The organism is Massilia sp. LjRoot122, from assembly GCF_964252725.1.
GTDB lineage: Bacteria > Pseudomonadota > Gammaproteobacteria > Burkholderiales > Burkholderiaceae_D > Telluria.
In genome coordinates, this window is record NZ_CAXUPB020000001.1 from 4,918,433 (window position 1) to 4,933,453 (window position 15,021).

Here is a 15,021-nt window from a genome sequence, read left to right on the forward strand (position 1 = left end):
CTGGAAGACCACCATGGATGCAGCGCCTGGCGCAGGAAACGCGCTGCACCATGCGACAAATGTTACCACGGGGATACTTTTAGTTCTCATGGGAACTAAGATTATTGAACGAATGTTGTATGTGCGCGTCGCCGCCCAGCCATAAGGAGTCAATCAGGCAAGCTCGCCTGCCTTGCCGCCCGCGTCACGCATCATGCGCCGGATCGTCATGAGGTTCACCGCGGCGATCACGACTTCCAGGGCGGTGCCGCCGACCGAGCCGGCGATCACGTTGTTGACGATCCAGAGCACGGTCCCGCACAGCATCGCGACGCGCATCCGGACACCTTCCATCAGGAACAGGGCCAGCGTGCCGATGCAGGAGGCAGCCAGCGGCAGCCAGTCGCTGGCGCGCGTGGCGAAGGCCAGGCCCAGGGCCAGGTTGGCCGCGATGACGAGCAGGGCCACCCATTTCGAGCGCGTGTACAGCGACAGCACCGAGCGCAGCAGCGACATGGTGGAACTGGCGACCGCCGTCGGCCTGCCGAGCAGGGCGAAATGGATGATGTAGGCAAGGCACTCGGCCGCCATGAACAGCTTGAAGCGGCGGTCGTCCTTCTGCATGAAGGAAGAGACGCCGAGTACGAACGCAGCGTAGCCGACGCACTGCGCCGGGGAAAACCAATCGATTGTCATTGAGCAGGGAGTTTACCAGGCCTCAGGTCTTCTTGAGCGCGTCCGCCTTGTGTTCCGCCTCGGCACCTGCTCAGGCCGGTTTGTCCGGCATCGGCAAGCCTTCCGCCAGCGCCAGCCTTTCCATCGCCGCTTCCAGCACCATGCGGGCGCGGCCCGAGGCCAGCTCGAGCTCGCGGTGCAGGCGCGCATCTTCCTGATTGCGCGAGGCACACTGCGCGCTGTAACGCTCGAAGCTCCCGACCATCATCAGGATGTCCGACAGGTGGCGCGGGCATTCGCAGGACAGGCGGTTGCCGGCCGCGGTGATGGCTGCCAGCGCCTGGTCGTCGAAGCGGCGCGGTGCCACCGGCTCGGCTTGCGGCTCGGGCGCGGGGAGGCCCTGCCCCGCCAGCGCCGACCGGCACAGCAGTACCAGTTCGCCGATCTCGGCCGGCACGCGCGCCACCAGGCATCCCTCGGCGCGCAGCGCGCGGATGGTGGCGCTGCCGCAGAAGCGGTACAGCACCACGGTCGCCGCCGGGCGCACGATGGCGCGCGCCGCCACGATCTGCGCGACCGCGGCCTCGTCGAGTTCGGAGGATTCGATCAGCAGCACGTCCAGCGCCATCCCGCCCGGGAGCGCGCCCAGCTGGTCGAGCCGGGCGCAGTGCTGCTGCACCTGCAATGCACGCCCGTCGCGGCCGCTGGCGGCAATCCGGCGTACCAGGCCGTCGCCCACCACCAGCGTGCGCATCGGCCCGCTGACGTCGGCAGCGCGCGCCGCGTTCGGCGCGAGCATTTCTTCCAGGCGTTCGACCGGCAGGCCGGTCAGGACGCCGATCGGGTGTCCCAGGTCGACCAGCTGCTTCAGCAGGCCCAGGCGGCGCACCTGCTCGGCCGTGTAGAGACGCTGGCCGTGCGCCGAACGCTGGGTATCCGACAGTGCATAGCGCCGCTCCCAGACCCGCAAGGTCTCCACGGGCAAACCTGCCAGGCGCGCGGCGACGCCGCTGCGGTAAGTCACTTCGCGGCTCTCGCCCCGTTGTTCATCCATTCTGTCATTCATTTGACCCGCCACTGAACAGTTATTTGATGAGTTTCCCGCTACAAATGCGAGACATCGCAAGTGTAACTCAAATTCATCAAAAATAGCTGTTCAATATCGATGCACCTCCCTTTACCAGGTGAAGTCGTCCGGAATCTTGAAGTCGGCATAGGGATCGTCCGCATCGACCTCGGTACTGGTCTGCTTGACCTGGATGACGCTGCCCGGATCGCGCTCCGCGATCTTCTCGCCGATGACCTTCGGTACCAGCTCGTAATTCCCTTTCAGGAACACGATCACCAGCCGGCCCGCCACCAGGTGTTGCTGCACCTGCTCCGACACGTAGATGCGCTCGATCTTGCTGCCGTGCGTGAAGTTGTAGGCGATATCGCCCTTGCCGGACTTGGCGCGCGGCTGGCGGTTCTGTTCCACCAGCTGGGCGATCTGGGCCTTCACCGCCTTCTCGGCGGCGGCGGCGTCGCGCTGCGCGTTCAGTTCGCGCGCCCGCTCGGCGTTCTTGCGCTGCATTTCCAGCGCAGCCTCGCGCGATTCGTTGACCGACTCCTGGCCGGTGCGGCGCTCGATCTTCTTCTGCTTGCTCTTGTCCTGGTTGACCAGCTTGACCTTTTTCTTGTCGACCAGCCCGGCCTTCAGCAACTGCTCTTGCAGCGACACCATGTTCTGCTCCTTACTCGCATGAGGTGGCCGGGCGGCACGGCGCCGCCCGGCGAAGCCGCTAGCATAGCAAACCGGGCACGCAAGGGGACCGGCTGGCAAGGCCAGGCCGAAAGGACCTCTGCATGTGTTGCACAAGTAGCACATAGTTCGCCGCGACAAGGCTTTTAGCCGCATAATCGCTGTAATAACAGCAAGCTCGTCACGCGATGTCCTGTCGTTCTTCCCTGCTGCGCACTTCGCGCCTGTACGAAGTCATGGACCTGATGCTCGACTCGGTCGGCGAACCGCTCGCCCTCGAGGGCCTGGCGGCGTCGGCCAGCTATTCCAGCTACCACTTCGACCGCATCTTCCGCGAACTGACCGGCTTCTCGGCCGTGGAATACCAGCGCAAGCGACGCCTGCGCCGCGCCGCCCACCAGCTGCGCCACGAACCCGACGTGCCGATCGTGCGCATCGCCCAGGACTGCGGCTTTCCCTCGAACGCGGCCTTCGCCAAGGCCTTCAAGCAGCAGTTCGCGATGTCGGCCAAGGCCTGGCGCGAAGGCGGCTGGCGCGCCTACATGGACCAGCAGGTCGGGCGCGAGAGCGACGTCAGCTTCTTCGTCGCCGAGCCCAGCAACCTGGAAGCGATCCTGGCGCCCTACTGCCCGCCCGAGCCGGGCAGCATCGCCGCCCGCATCGCCGTGCGCAGTCTGCCGGCCGTGACGCTGCGCTACCAGCGCTTCTTCGGCCAGTCCGGCGCCGCGCTGTCGATCGCCTGCAATACCTTCATCTGCGAGCGCGAACGCCTGGATGGCATCGCCCACGGCGCGCCCTGGTACGGGGTGTTCGACGAGGATCCCGGCTTCACCGGCGAGAGCGAGTACTGCTACGACTTCGGCCATACCGCAGAAGCATCGGATGGCGCACTGGGCATGCGCGTGCTCCCGGCCGGCACCTATGCCTGCCTGGATTTCCGCCACGAGTGGCCGCGCTTCCGCTCGATGTACGAGGACTGGCTCGACAAGCAGTCGGTGTGGCGCTTCGACAGCACGCGCCCGCACATCCAGCAGGTCGAGCGGGACGGGGTCACAGATGATCCTTCCGGCAAATGGCGCGGCCTGCTGGCGCTGCCGATCAAGAAGCGCTAGCTCCGGGCGCGGCGCGCCAGACGAAGCGGCTCAGCACCAGCACCGGCAAGGCCGCCACCAGCACCCACAGGAAGAAGTCGCGGTAGCCGAGCGCCGCCTGGATGTCGCCGCTGATCATCTTGAACAGCACGAAGCCGAGCTGCATGAAGCCGGTGCCCAGCGCATAGTGCGCGGTCTGGTAAGCCCCGGCCGCCACCACCTGCATGATGAACAGGATCACGCCGACGAAGCCGAAGCCGTAGCCGAACATCTCCACGCCGAGGCCCAGCGCGATGACGCCGAGCGACTCCGGCTGCGCCACGCTCAGGTACCAGAACACGGCGTTCGGCAGATTCATGGCGACGATCAGGAAAGGCATCGCGCGCCGCAAGCCGAGGGCGGCGGTGAAGTAGCCGCCGGCGATGCTGCCGGCCAAAAAGGCCACCGTTCCGGCGCTGCCGTACACGGCGCCCACCTGGGCCGTCGTCAAACCCAGGCCGCCGAGCGCGCGGGAGTCGCGCAGGAACAGCGGGCCGATGGTCTGGATCTGGCCCTCGGCGGCGCGGAACAGGATGATGAACAGGATCGCCATCCAGATGCCCGGCTTGGCGAAGAAGGCGCGAATCACGTCGAGCAGGGTGCCGGCCACGCCGCGCGCCCCGCCCTGCGGCCGCACGCTTGCCGGCGTCGCGGGCAATGCCCACAGGTGATACAGGCCGAGGCCCGCCATCAGGGCGCCGAGCAGCCCGAACACCGTGGCCCAGGCCGGGCCCGGCCCCATGCGATCCTCAAGGAAGCCGGCCAGCATCACCAGGCCGCCCATCGACAGGAACTTGGCGGCATTGAAGAAGGCGCCCTGCCAGCCCGCGTAGGCGGCCTGCTGGCGCTCGTTCAGGCTGGCGATGTAGATGCCGTCGGCGCAGATGTCGTGGGTGCTCGAGGCCAGCGCCACCACTGCGAACAGGATGATCGATGCGGCGAACCAGGCCGGCAGCTGCAGGACCAGCGCCATCGCCGCCATGGCCAGGCCGCCCGCCAGCTGGAAGCACACCACCACGCCGCGCTTGCTGCGCGCCAGTTCGAGGAAGGGGCTCCACAGGGCCTTGAACACCCAGGCCAGGCCGAGCAGGCCGGTCCAGCGCGCGATCTGCTCGTTGGGTACGCCCATCGACTTGTACATCAGGCCGGCCACCAGGGCCACCGCGTAGAACGGCAGTCCCTGGGCCAGGTAGAGGGTGGGCACCCAGGCCAGCGGATGGCGGGTGGCCGGCGCGGCGCTACGCAGCTCGTTCATGGCGGTCATGGCGATTCCAGTGTCAAGGTCACGATTCTGCTGGCGCGGCCGCGGGTATCGACGCTCGCGAGCTTCACCTCGCGCGCATCGTCCACCGCCACCGGCCCCGCGTAGCGCGGGCTGCGGGACGTGGGTTCCAGTCCGTCCAGAGTGTAATGCACGGCCAGGCCCGGCAGGGCCACATTCGCATGCAGCACGCCATCGCGCACAATGGCGCCGGGCGGCGGCAGACGGTAGTCCCAGGGACGGCGCGCGCGGTCCAGGCGCGGCAGTTCGCGCTGGCCGAGGCGGTTGGCGAATTCGTTCCAGTCGCGCAGGGCCACAGCGGCGCGCTCATGAAGGTCTTCGATGTCCTGCCAGCCCGGGTCCGGCGTCCAGGCCCGTTCGGCCAGCCCGATCAGGCGCGGCAGCGCCAGGTACTCGAGGCGCGCGCGTGAACGCGCGTTCTCGCCCCACAGCTGGCCCTGCAGGCCGGCGATGCGGCCGCGGGCGCCGGCGTCGAGCGGCTGCAGCGTGGCTGCGGGCGTGCGCCCCATCGGATCGGTGCCCGCCATCGCGCCGATGTCCAGTGGGCAGAAACCGAAGGCATTGCGGGTGCCGACGAAGCCGGCCCAGTAATAGCCCGGCTCCTGCGGATGCTTGGCGTAGGCCAGGTCGAAGTACAGGTTGGCGGCGTTCGACAGCACCACGTCGTAGCCGGCGTTCGCCAGGCGGTAGGCGCAGTCTTCCTGGCCCGAGCCCCAGGCGTTGTTCCAGACGTAGACATGGAAGCCGGCACCGGCGAAGCGCGGATTGGGCAGCATCCTGTCGCCCTCGCGCACCAGTGCGGTTTCGTCCCAGCCGGCGAATTCGACACCGTGGCGCGCAAGGATGCTGCGGCAGCGTTCGACGAAGTCGTCGTGCAGCTGCTGCACGCTCCAACCCCGCTCCTGCATGCGCGCGCGGCACACGGGCGATCCGAGCCAGGCCCCCACCGGCACCTCGTCGCCGCCGGTGTGGATCACGCGCAGCGGGACCCCGGCCTCGCGGTACAGCATGCACACCTCGCCCACCACGGTGTCGATGAAGCGGTCTACCGAAGGCAGGGCGATGCAGATCACGTTGTCGTGCCACAGCTGCACCGATTCGTAGCGCGAGGCGTCGTCCGGATCGTCCAGCAGGTATTCGCCGGCCGCCTCGATGTCGCCGGCGGCGCGCAGGCGCCGGCAGCGCTCGCGCATCGCCACCACGGCGGCACGCGCGTGGCCCGGCATGTTGAACTCCGGGATGACCTCGATGTGGCGCGCATGGGCATGGCGCAGGATGGTGATGAACTCCGAGGCCGTGTAGAAGCCGCTGCCTGCGGAGCCGTCGATGCCGGCGCCCGAGCCGAAGGACGGCGGCAGGCAGGGGCTGCCATCCAGCGAGACCCCGCGGCGGGCGCCGATCGCGGTCAGTTCCGGCAGCGCGCCGATCGCCAGGCGCCAGCCCTCGTCGTCGGTCAGGTGGAAATGGAAGCGGTTCAGCTTGTAGCCGGCCATGCAGTCGAGCAGGCGCAGCACCGTGCTCACGCCGGCGAAATGGCGCGCGACGTCGAGCATCATGCCGCGGTAGCCGAAGCGCGGCGCATCGAGCACGCGCCCGGCGGGCAGCACGCCGTCCGGCGCCATCAGCTGGCACAGGGTCTGGAGTCCGTTGAACACGCCATGCGGGCTGGCGCCGCGGATGCGCACCCGGCCCGGCTCGATCTCGAGCAGGTAGGCTTCCGGCCCTTCCATGCCTTCCACTTCCCCCAACTCGAGCTGCACGTCGGCCGACCCGCCGGGCACCAGTCCCGGCAGGCTGCCGAGCATGGAGGCCAGCAGCGAGGCTTCGTTCCAGAGGGCGCGCTCGTAGCCCAGCGGCGCGTGGCGCGACAGCACGCAGCGGCGGCCGTCGAAGTGGGCGAAGCGCGGACGCGGCGTGATGCGCCCCACCGCCTCATCCGGCAGCAGGTGCAGCGCGGCGTTCTGCCCGAAGCGCCAGGCCGCGTCGGCGGTCGGCAGCGCGTCGCCGCGCATGCGGTGGCGCTGTTCGGGACGCGCGAACGGGGCGATCTCCGGGTCGCCCAGGTCGCTAGGGGCGCCGCCCTCGCCCGGCAGCAGGTAGAAGCCCAGCGGCGCATCGGTGATGCTGATCGCCCAGTGCAGGGCCTCGTAGTCCACCGTGTGGGTGACGCCGGGCAGCCAGGGTCCGCCGCCCGGCATGCTCAAGGAGAACAGGTCGCCGTTCAGGTGCGCGATCGCATAGCCCTCGCTGACGCTGTCGGCCAGCACCTTGCGGCAGGTATTGAAGCAGATCGCCCAGCCGGACGCGATCGGCTCGCCCGAATCGTTGCGCAATGTGAAGCGTGCACTGAAGGCGTCGTCGCGCGTGTAGTTGCTCAGGCATTCCCAGGCGATCGCAATCGCCGGGGCTTGCCGGTCCATGGTCGGGATCATGTGTGTGTTCCGCTGCCGGCGGCCGGAGCGATCCCGGCCGCCGTGTTGGGCGATTACAGCTTGCCGCGCAGGCCGATGTAGAAGGTACGGCCGTTCGAGTAGAAGGCGCGCGGGCGGTCCTCGTTCTCGGCGTACATCTTGATCGTCTCGTTGCTCAGGTTGAGCGCGTCGAAAGTCAGGGTCAGCTGCTCGGTGAGCTTGACGTTGAGCGAGGCCGCCAGCGAAGGCTGGCTGTCCACGTGCTGGCTGGCGCCGCGGTCGACCCCTGCCTTGTACTTCGAACGGTAGTTGTAGGCCAGGCGCGCGGAGAAGCGCTCGTTCTCGAAGTAGCCGGTGACATTCCAGGTGTTCTTCGAGGAGTTCAGCAGCTCGCCGCCGTCATCCAGTTCGCCGTCGGCGTGGGTGTAGTTCACCAGGGTGCCGAAGTTGTTCCACAGCGGTTGCTGCCAGCTCAACTCGATGCCCTTGTTGCTGCCGGTGGTATTGAAGGGCGAGGTGATCTGGTAAGTGGTCTGGGTGCCGCGCTTGTTGTTGTAATAGGTCCCGCTCGAAGTGCCCTGGGCCACGATCGAACGGAAGTCCATGTAGAAGAAGCCGGCCGACAGCAGGGCCTTCGGCGCGTAGTACCACTCCATGCCGAGGTCGAAGTTGGTGGCGCGCACCGGATCGAGATTGACGTTGCCACCGCTGCCGCTCAGGGCGTCGTCGTTGAGCGAGACCGAGCCGCCCAGTGCGGAATAGTCCGGACGGGCGATGGTCTTGGCCAGCGCGGTGCGCAGCACCAGTTGCGGCGACACTTCGTACTTCAGGTTGGCGCTCGGCAGGTAGTCGCGGTAGCTGCGCTTGAAGCTGGTCGGGGTATAGGGGCCGAAGGCCGAACCGGTGATGGCGTTCGGGCCGCCCGCCAGGTTCACCACCGTGGTCTGACGCGTCTCGATGGCGCGCAGGCCGATGTTGCCACTCCAGTTGTCGCCGCCGAAGTCGGCCATCGCGTACAAAGCGAAGGTCTTTTCGCCGACCTGGAATTCGTCCATCCAGTTGTGGCGCAGGGTGTAGTCGAGCAGGCGGTTGCCCGGGACCGCGCCCCAGGCGCCGAGGGCCGCGCCGTCGTACTTGAAGTAGTTCGACGAGACATTGCCGCCCAGGTCCTTGCCGAAATCGGACGGATACATCTGGCCGCTCCAGGCCGGGCCGGGCGCGCTGAATCCGGTCGCGCCGGGACGGGTCTCGAGCGGGTGCTCGGCGGTGCGGGTATGGTCGGTCCAGCGCGCGCCGAAGCGGATCGCCTGCACGCTGGCGTCCTGCAGGCGCCATTCGCCGTCGACCTGGGCGTATTTTTCCTGGTCGACCGACTGCGCCTCGCCGCCGCCGGCCCAGGCGGTGCTGCCCGGCACGGCGGTGTTCCCGCCGGGGTAGCTGACGCTCGCCGGCGACAGGCCGTTCAAGGCAAAGACCATGCCGCCGTCCACGTTGTTCTGGTAGTAGACGTCGTCGCGGTCCCAGCCCACGCCATGGGTCTTGCCGGCTTTGCCCGAAAGCGTCAGCTGGTCGTTGACGCGGTGCTTGCCGTTCAGGTCGAGGTACCAGGATTCGCCGCCGGCGTCCGGACGGTAGATGTTGTCGACCTCGCCCGCGTTGCGGGTGAAGGCGGCGCCGACCAGGGTGCCGTTCCTGATGACCGGGTTCTGCGGGACCAGGTCCAGGCTGTTGATCGAGTTGGCCGGCGCGGCCAGCCAGTTGGTGTTCTGGTGCGGGGCCTCGAGCTTGGAATAGAAGCCGTTCAGGTCGATGCTGGTGCCGCGCGCCGGACGCAGTTCGACGTCGAAGGCGCCGCCCTGGCGCTTCTTGGTCTGCTCGAACAGCGCGGCGCCGATGAAGGTCGGGATGACCACGCCGCGCAGCGCCGGATTGGCGGCGACGGCCGCGCTGGTCGGGCTGATCGGGGTGTAGCCGAGGATCTCCTGGCCGTCGCGGCGCACGCTGGCCTTCTCGGAGAAGCCCTGCAGCAGTACGCCGAAGGTATTCGCAGGATTCTTCCAGCTCACCAGGGCGGACAGGTGCGGCTCGGTTTTCTCCGACAGGTCGTTGTAGTTGGCCTGGATCGAGCCTTCCACGGTCAGCGGGTTGCGGAAGTCGAGCGGGCGGCGGGTGATGACGTTGATGGCGCCGGAGACGCCGCCTTCGACCAGGTCGGCGGTCGGGCTTTTCTGCACCACGATCGAGCCCACCAGTTCGGACGGCAGCAGCGAGAAGCTGCTTGAGCGGCCCACGTTGCCGCCGATCTGGTTCAGCACGAACCAGTCGCCGGTGCTGATCGCGTGGCCGTTGAACAGGGTCTGCTGCAGGCTCGGGCTGGTGCCGCGAAGGCTGACGCGGTCGTTCTCGCCGAAGCCGCCTTCGCCGCCGGCCGAGGATTGGGTATTCACGCCCGGCAGGCGCTGGATGGCATCGGCGACGTTCTTGTCGGGCATCTTGCCGATGTCTTCGGCGGTGACCACCTCGACCACCGCGTCGGCATTGCGCTTCTGGCGCAGCGACTGTTCCAGGGCGGCGCGCACGCCGGTCACCACCACGGTCTGGGGCTCGACCGGCTCCTGCGCCGCGGCCTGCCCGGCCATCCCCATCACCAATACCGTCACTGCCGCCGCGATCGCGGTGCGCCTGACCTGCTGCCCTGCCGTCTTCTCGTTCATGTCATCTCCCAAACTTGTGTGGTGGTTCCGCTGACCGCCGGAACCGCTCGTTCTTGATGTGTGGGAGGCATTGTGTCGTTACTTAAACGACCATGTTTGTCAAATCTTGCTATGACGAACAGAATTCCTGATTTACGGGAAGGGCACCCTGGCGACGGCAGCCTTCAAGGCCGCGAAGCAGGCCGGGTCGAGCGCGCTGCCCACCGTCTTTTCCATCATGGCCAGCGCCTGCTCGACCGGAATCGCGCCGCGGTAGGGCCGCTCTGCCGTGATGGCGTCGAAGATGTCGGCGGTGGTGATGATGCGGGTTTCGAGGCCGATCGCATCGCCCTGCAGGCCACGCGGGTAGCCGCTGCCGTCGAGGCGCTCGTGGTGGGCGCCGGCGATCGCCGCCAGTTCGGCGAAGGCGTTGATGCGGCCCAGGATGGTCTCGGTGTAGGCCGCATGCAGGCGCACCGCCTCCCATTCCTCGCGGTCGAGCGCGCCCGCCTTGTCCAGCACGCTGTTGCTGACGCCCAGCTTGCCGACGTCATGCAGCAGCGCGCCGCGCTTGAGCCAGCGCCGGCGCTGCGGGTCCAGGCCCAGCGCCTCGCCGATCATGTCGGTGTACAGCGCCACCCGCGCACTGTGCCCGCTCGTGTAGGGGCTCTTGGCGTCCACCACCTGGCCGAAGGCCATCGCGATGTCGTCCAGGTAGTCGTCGTCGAGCGTGATGTCGCGCCCGGCCGGTTCAAGTTCGGCCACGGCGCGGTCGACGCCGGGCGAGGCCAGCACGTCCCAGAAGGCCGGATTCGCCGCCACCTCCTCGAAGACGCGCACCAGGCGCGGATCGAACCAGGTACCGGCGCGGGAGCGCGCTTCGCGCAGGGCACTGTCGCGCCCCGCCGCGGTGTGGAACACGTCGATCACCTGGGCCAGCAGCGCGATGCGCGCGTAGATGGAAATCGCCTCGCCCGCCCGGCGGTCGGGCTTGCCCTTGCCGTCGTAGTGTTCGTCGAGCGAGTAGATGCCGCAGGCGACACCGGTGGGGAAACGCAGCAGGCGCGCGATCTCGGCGCCGCGCTGGCAGCGCGTGGCGATCAGGTCCTGGGCGATCGCGGGACCGTCGCGCAGGATCGTCATCACGCTGCGGAAGCGCTCGGCCAAGCCGGCCTTCAGCCCGGTGTGGGACAGCACGAAGGACAGCACCTGCGGCAGGCTGTCGCCGACGGTCTTGAAGTCGCGCTTGAAGCCCAGGTCATCGGTCAGGTAGAGCTCGCAGATACGCGCGGCATTGCTGCTGCAGCCGAGGTCCTTGAGCAAGAGGGTGTAGTACAGCTCCCACAGATGCTCCTCCGGCAGCCCGACCGCGCGGCCGATGTGCATGCCGATCCAGCACACGCGCACGCAATGGCCGGGCGGCTGGCCTTCGGTGATGTCGAGCGCGTAGCTGAGTGCGCCGATGAGTTCGGACAGCTTCATGGCGCCCGGTGCGCGCACTTCGGAGGGAACGGCGAGATCCATGTTCGGCTTTCGTGGAGCGTAGTTCTTGTCAGCAATCTAAATTGATTCTACGCCACATAAAGGGCTTTGCAACGAGAAATTGACGGCTTTGCCGACGGGTGCGGCGCCCTTGCCACAGCCGGCCCGGCGCCATCGTGCTCCCGGCTTTTGCGCGCCACAGTAGACTATCTCCAGCTTCGATGCTCATAAAGGAGTGCGACATGACAGCTTCCACCAATGGCGCTTCGGTATCGGTCTGGATGGATACCGCTGAAGTCCCCACCTGTCCTCCCCTGCCCGGTGACCTCGACACCGAGATCTGCGTGATCGGCGCCGGCATCGCCGGCCTCACCACCGCCTACCTGCTCGCCAGGGAGGGCCGCAAGGTCGCGGTGATCGACGCCCTCGGCATCGGCGCCGGCGAGACCGGGCGCACCACCGCCCACCTGTTCCCGCCGGACGAGTGGTACGGCTTCATCCACGACAAGTTCGGCGCCGCCAGCGCGCGCCTGGTGGCCGACAGCTTTGCCCGCGCCATCGACCTGGTCGAATCGACTGCCGCCAGTATCAAGGCCGAGGACGGCATCGACTGCGAATTCGAGCGCCTCGACGGCTACCTGTATGCCTTGCCCGGCAACGGCTTCAAGGACCTCGAGAAGGAATACCAGAGCGCGGCCCGGGCCGGCGTGGCGGTGGAATTCCTGCCGGGGGTGCCCGGCCTGCCCTTCGACACCGGACCCGCCGTGCGCTATGCGAACCAGGCCCAGTTCCATCCGCTGAAGTACCTGACCGGCCTGGCGCGCGCCATCGAGCGCCACGGCGGACGCATCTTCGGGTCCACCCATGCGCACCGCGTGCGCGGCGACCACGAGCAGCAGACCGTCTCCACCGACCATGGCGAGATCCGCGCCCGCCACGTGGTGCTGGCCACCCACACGCCCTTCAACGACCGCGTCGTGATGCATACCAAGCAGGCCGGCTACCGCACCTACGTGGTCGGCCTGCGGGTGCCGCGCGGCGCGCTGCCGCGCATCCTGCTGTGGGATACCGGCGACCCTTACTACTACGTGCGCCTGGAGACTCCCGATGCCGCACTCGATCACGAGATCCTGGTGGTCGGCGGCGCCGACCACAAGACCGGCCAGGACGACCACCCCGAGCACCGCTACGACGAAATCGAGCGCTGGGCCCGCGAGCACTTCCCGATGGCCGGCGCGGTCGCCTACCGCTGGTCGGGCGAGGTGATGGAGCCCTCCGACGGCCTGGCCTACCTGGGCCGCAATCCGATGGACGACGACAACGTCTACCTGATCACTGGCGATTCCGGCAACGGCATGACCCACTGTACCATCGGCGCCATGCTGGTGAGCGACCTGGTGGCGCGCCGCGACAACCCGTGGGAAGCGCTGTACGACCCTTCGCGCAAGCCGGTGCACGGGCTGGCCGATTTCGCCTCGGAACAGGCCAAGACCTTGGCGCGCTACGGCGAATGGCTGACCGGGGGCGACGTCGACTCGGTCCACGAGATCGCCGCCGGCGAAGGCGCGGTGGTGCGCGACGGCCTGCGCAAGATCGCCGTTTACCGCGACGCCCAGGGCGGCCTGCACGCGGTGTCGGCCAAGTGCACCCACCTGGGCTGCGCCGTGCACTGGAACTCGGCCGAGCGCTCCTGGGACTGTCCCTGCCATGCCTCGCGTTTCGACATCGAGGGCAATGTGCTGCACGGGCCGGCGCCCGAGCCGCTCGAAAAGCTCGAGCTGGCCGACGAGACGCCGCCGCCGCGCACGCCGCGTCCCGGCACGCGCGGGCGCAGCGTGCGTTGACGGAGCGCTAACGAACCGTTGTATTTGTCACAGCTCGGCCATGTCCACCTTGCAAAAATGTGGAAATACGTGGACATGCTGTGTGGAAACTTCATACTCGTCAAGACGGGCAGCGCGCTTGCTCCCGGCGCGCGTACGCGCTTTGACCCCGATTCGACGAGAAAAATATGAAGCTCGAGACAATGAAGATCCGCAGCCTGCTGGCCCTCGGTTTCGGCGCGGTGCTGGCCCTGATGCTGGCACTGACCGGCGTAGCGCTGTCCACCATGCACACCGCCAACGAGATGACGCACGAACTCACCCGTGACGGCATCCGCAGATCCAACCTGCTGCAGGAATGGAAGGCGGTCATCGAAGTCAACGCGGCACGCACCATCGCCATCGCCAAGTTGAACGACCCGGCGACTGAACAGTTCTTCCTGGACGCCGTCGCCAAGTCCTCCGAGCGCGCCAACGAACTGCAGAAGCAGGTCCAGGATGCGGTTAAGGACGATGCCGAAGGCAAGCGCCTGTTCGAGCGCATCGTCGCCAGCCGCGAAGCCTACCGCAAGGCGCGCGCCGAAGCCTTCAAGCAGAAGAAGGAAGGCCAGCTTGAGTCGGCCGCGCGCTTCTTCGAGACCGACATGCTGCCGAAGGTGAATGCCTACGTCGGCAGCCTGGAAGCGATGGTCGCCTACCAGAAGCGCGCGCTCGCCGCTCAGGGTGAATCCATCGACAGCTACGTCGACAACAGCCGCAACGTCCAGCTCGCACTGAGCGCGGTCGCCGTCGCCACCGGCCTGGCCTTAGCCTGGCTGATCATGCGCGCCATCACCGGGCCGCTGCAACGGGCGCTGGGCGTGGCGCAGCAGGTCGCGCGCGGCGACCTGACCGGGCGCATCGAGGCCGAGGCCCGCAACGAGACCGGCCAGCTGATGACGGCCCTGAAAGACATGCGCGACAGCCTGCGCGGCATCGTGAGCGAAGTAAGGCGCGGCACCGACACCATCGCCACGGCCTCGCACCAGATCTCCGGCGGCAACCTGGAACTGTCGGCGCGCACCGAAGAGCAGGCCAGCTCGCTGGAAGAAACCGCGGCCTCGATGGAGGAACTCACGTCGACCGTGCGCCAGAACGCCGACAACGCGCAGCAGGCCAATACGCTGGCACGCAGCGCCTCCGGCAGCGCCGCGCGCGGCGGCGAGACGGTGGGCGAGGTGGTGCGCACCATGGCCGACATCAGCGGCGCCTCGCAGAAGATCGGCGAGATCGTCGGCGTCATCGACGGCATCGCTTTCCAGACCAACATCCTCGCGCTGAACGCGGCGGTGGAAGCCGCGCGCGCCGGCGAACAGGGACGCGGCTTCGCGGTCGTGGCCTCGGAAGTGCGCGCCCTGGCGCAGCGCTCCGCCACCGCAGCCAAAGAGATCAAGACCCTGATCGCCGATTCGGCCGGCAAGGTCGAGCAAGGCAGCCGACTGGTCGCCCAGGCCGGCGCCACCATGGAAGAAATCGTGGCCGGCATCGCCGGGGTTTCGACCATCATGGCGGAGATCGCGTCCGCCAGCGGCGAGCAGTCGCTGGGCATCGAGCAGATCAACCAGGCGGTCACCCAGATGGACCAGGTCACGCAGGAAAACGCTGCGCTGGTCGAGGAAGCGGCGGCAGCTTCCGACTCGCTGCGCGAACAGGCGCAGGCCCTGTCGCAGCTGGTGGCCACCTTCCGTCTCGACGAGCGCGAGGCCGCGGCAGGCCTGCGCCGCGCGCCGCAGGCCAGGCCGGCCCTCGCCGGCTGAACACGAGGC

Annotated in this window: 10 protein-coding genes; 3 read left to right on the forward strand and 7 right to left on the reverse strand. The window is 67.9% G+C overall.

Annotated features, from left to right (window positions below; all coding sequences use genetic code 11):
* Window positions 1-153: 153 nt before the first annotated feature.
* The 3 genes from ACSQ25_RS21605 to ACSQ25_RS21615 all read right to left on the reverse strand — a co-directional run bounded on the left by ACSQ25_RS21605 (window position 154) and on the right by ACSQ25_RS21615 (window position 2,377).
* A complete protein-coding gene (locus tag ACSQ25_RS21605; protein WP_436107701.1) occupies window positions 154-675 on the reverse strand; it encodes a YgjV family protein in 522 nt (173 codons plus the stop codon).
* Window positions 676-745: 70 nt separating this feature from the next.
* Window positions 746-1,708, reverse strand: a complete 963-nt coding sequence (locus tag ACSQ25_RS21610; RefSeq protein WP_436107702.1) for a MerR family transcriptional regulator — start codon at window positions 1,706-1,708, stop codon at window positions 746-748.
* Window positions 1,709-1,831: 123 nt separating this feature from the next.
* Window positions 1,832-2,377 (reverse strand): DUF2058 domain-containing protein, encoded by a 546-nt coding sequence (locus ACSQ25_RS21615; RefSeq protein WP_436107703.1) that lies wholly within the window; start codon window positions 2,375-2,377, stop codon window positions 1,832-1,834.
* 206 nt (window positions 2,378-2,583) lie between these two features.
* Here ACSQ25_RS21615 and ACSQ25_RS21620 point away from each other — a divergent pair, with 206 nt between their 5' ends.
* Entirely contained in the window at window positions 2,584-3,507 is a 924-nt protein-coding gene (locus ACSQ25_RS21620) for a helix-turn-helix domain-containing protein (protein WP_436107704.1), read from the forward strand.
* Here ACSQ25_RS21620 and ACSQ25_RS21625 read toward each other — a convergent pair.
* The 4 genes from ACSQ25_RS21625 to ACSQ25_RS21640 form a co-directional block, all read right to left on the reverse strand.
* On the reverse strand, window positions 3,494-4,789 hold the full coding sequence (locus tag ACSQ25_RS21625; RefSeq protein WP_436107705.1) for an MFS transporter: 1,296 nt from the start codon (window positions 4,787-4,789) through the stop codon (window positions 3,494-3,496). The two genes, ACSQ25_RS21620 and ACSQ25_RS21625, sit on opposite strands and share 14 nt — an antisense overlap.
* Window positions 4,786-7,239, reverse strand: a complete 2,454-nt coding sequence (locus ACSQ25_RS21630; protein WP_436107706.1) for a family 20 glycosylhydrolase — start codon at window positions 7,237-7,239, stop codon at window positions 4,786-4,788. The genes ACSQ25_RS21625 and ACSQ25_RS21630 overlap by 4 nt, the downstream gene beginning before the upstream one ends.
* 53 nt (window positions 7,240-7,292) lie before the next feature.
* Entirely contained in the window at window positions 7,293-9,932 is a 2,640-nt protein-coding gene (locus tag ACSQ25_RS21635) for a TonB-dependent receptor (protein ID WP_436107707.1), read from the reverse strand.
* Between the two features lie 132 nt (window positions 9,933-10,064).
* Complete coding sequence (locus tag ACSQ25_RS21640; protein ID WP_436107708.1) at window positions 10,065-11,435, reverse strand: HD-GYP domain-containing protein; 1,371 nt, start codon at window positions 11,433-11,435, stop codon at window positions 10,065-10,067.
* A 200-nt stretch (window positions 11,436-11,635) separates the two neighbouring features.
* On the opposite strand from ACSQ25_RS21640, the gene ACSQ25_RS21645 reads away from it, so the two are divergent.
* Both ACSQ25_RS21645 and ACSQ25_RS21650 read left to right on the forward strand, forming a co-directional pair.
* Entirely contained in the window at window positions 11,636-13,237 is a 1,602-nt protein-coding gene (locus ACSQ25_RS21645) for an FAD-dependent oxidoreductase (RefSeq protein ID WP_436107709.1), read from the forward strand.
* 167 nt (window positions 13,238-13,404) lie between these two features.
* Window positions 13,405-15,012 carry a methyl-accepting chemotaxis protein gene (locus ACSQ25_RS21650; RefSeq protein ID WP_436107710.1) on the forward strand — a complete coding sequence of 536 codons (1,608 nt, stop codon included), beginning with the start codon at window positions 13,405-13,407 and terminating at the stop codon, window positions 15,010-15,012.
* Window positions 15,013-15,021 lie beyond the last annotated feature (9 nt).

Excerpts from the sequence above, each read along its gene's own strand:
- ACSQ25_RS21645 (WP_436107709.1), top strand. The coding sequence starts at position 11,636 with ATGACAGCTTCCACCAATGGCGCTTCGGTATCGGTCTGGATGGATACC.
- ACSQ25_RS21605 (WP_436107701.1), bottom strand. The coding sequence starts at position 675 with ATGACAATCGATTGGTTTTCCCCGGCGCAGTGCGTCGGCTACGCTGCG.
- ACSQ25_RS21640 (WP_436107708.1), bottom strand. The coding sequence starts at position 11,435 with ATGGATCTCGCCGTTCCCTCCGAAGTGCGCGCACCGGGCGCCATGAAG.
- ACSQ25_RS21620 (WP_436107704.1), top strand. The coding sequence starts at position 2,584 with ATGTCCTGTCGTTCTTCCCTGCTGCGCACTTCGCGCCTGTACGAAGTC.
- ACSQ25_RS21635 (WP_436107707.1), bottom strand. The coding sequence starts at position 9,932 with ATGAACGAGAAGACGGCAGGGCAGCAGGTCAGGCGCACCGCGATCGCG.
- ACSQ25_RS21625 (WP_436107705.1), bottom strand. The coding sequence starts at position 4,789 with ATGACCGCCATGAACGAGCTGCGTAGCGCCGCGCCGGCCACCCGCCAT.
- ACSQ25_RS21630 (WP_436107706.1), bottom strand. The coding sequence starts at position 7,239 with ATGATCCCGACCATGGACCGGCAAGCCCCGGCGATTGCGATCGCCTGG.
- ACSQ25_RS21650 (WP_436107710.1), top strand. The coding sequence starts at position 13,405 with ATGAAGCTCGAGACAATGAAGATCCGCAGCCTGCTGGCCCTCGGTTTC.
- ACSQ25_RS21615 (WP_436107703.1), bottom strand. The coding sequence starts at position 2,377 with ATGGTGTCGCTGCAAGAGCAGTTGCTGAAGGCCGGGCTGGTCGACAAG.
- ACSQ25_RS21610 (WP_436107702.1), bottom strand. The coding sequence starts at position 1,708 with ATGGATGAACAACGGGGCGAGAGCCGCGAAGTGACTTACCGCAGCGGC.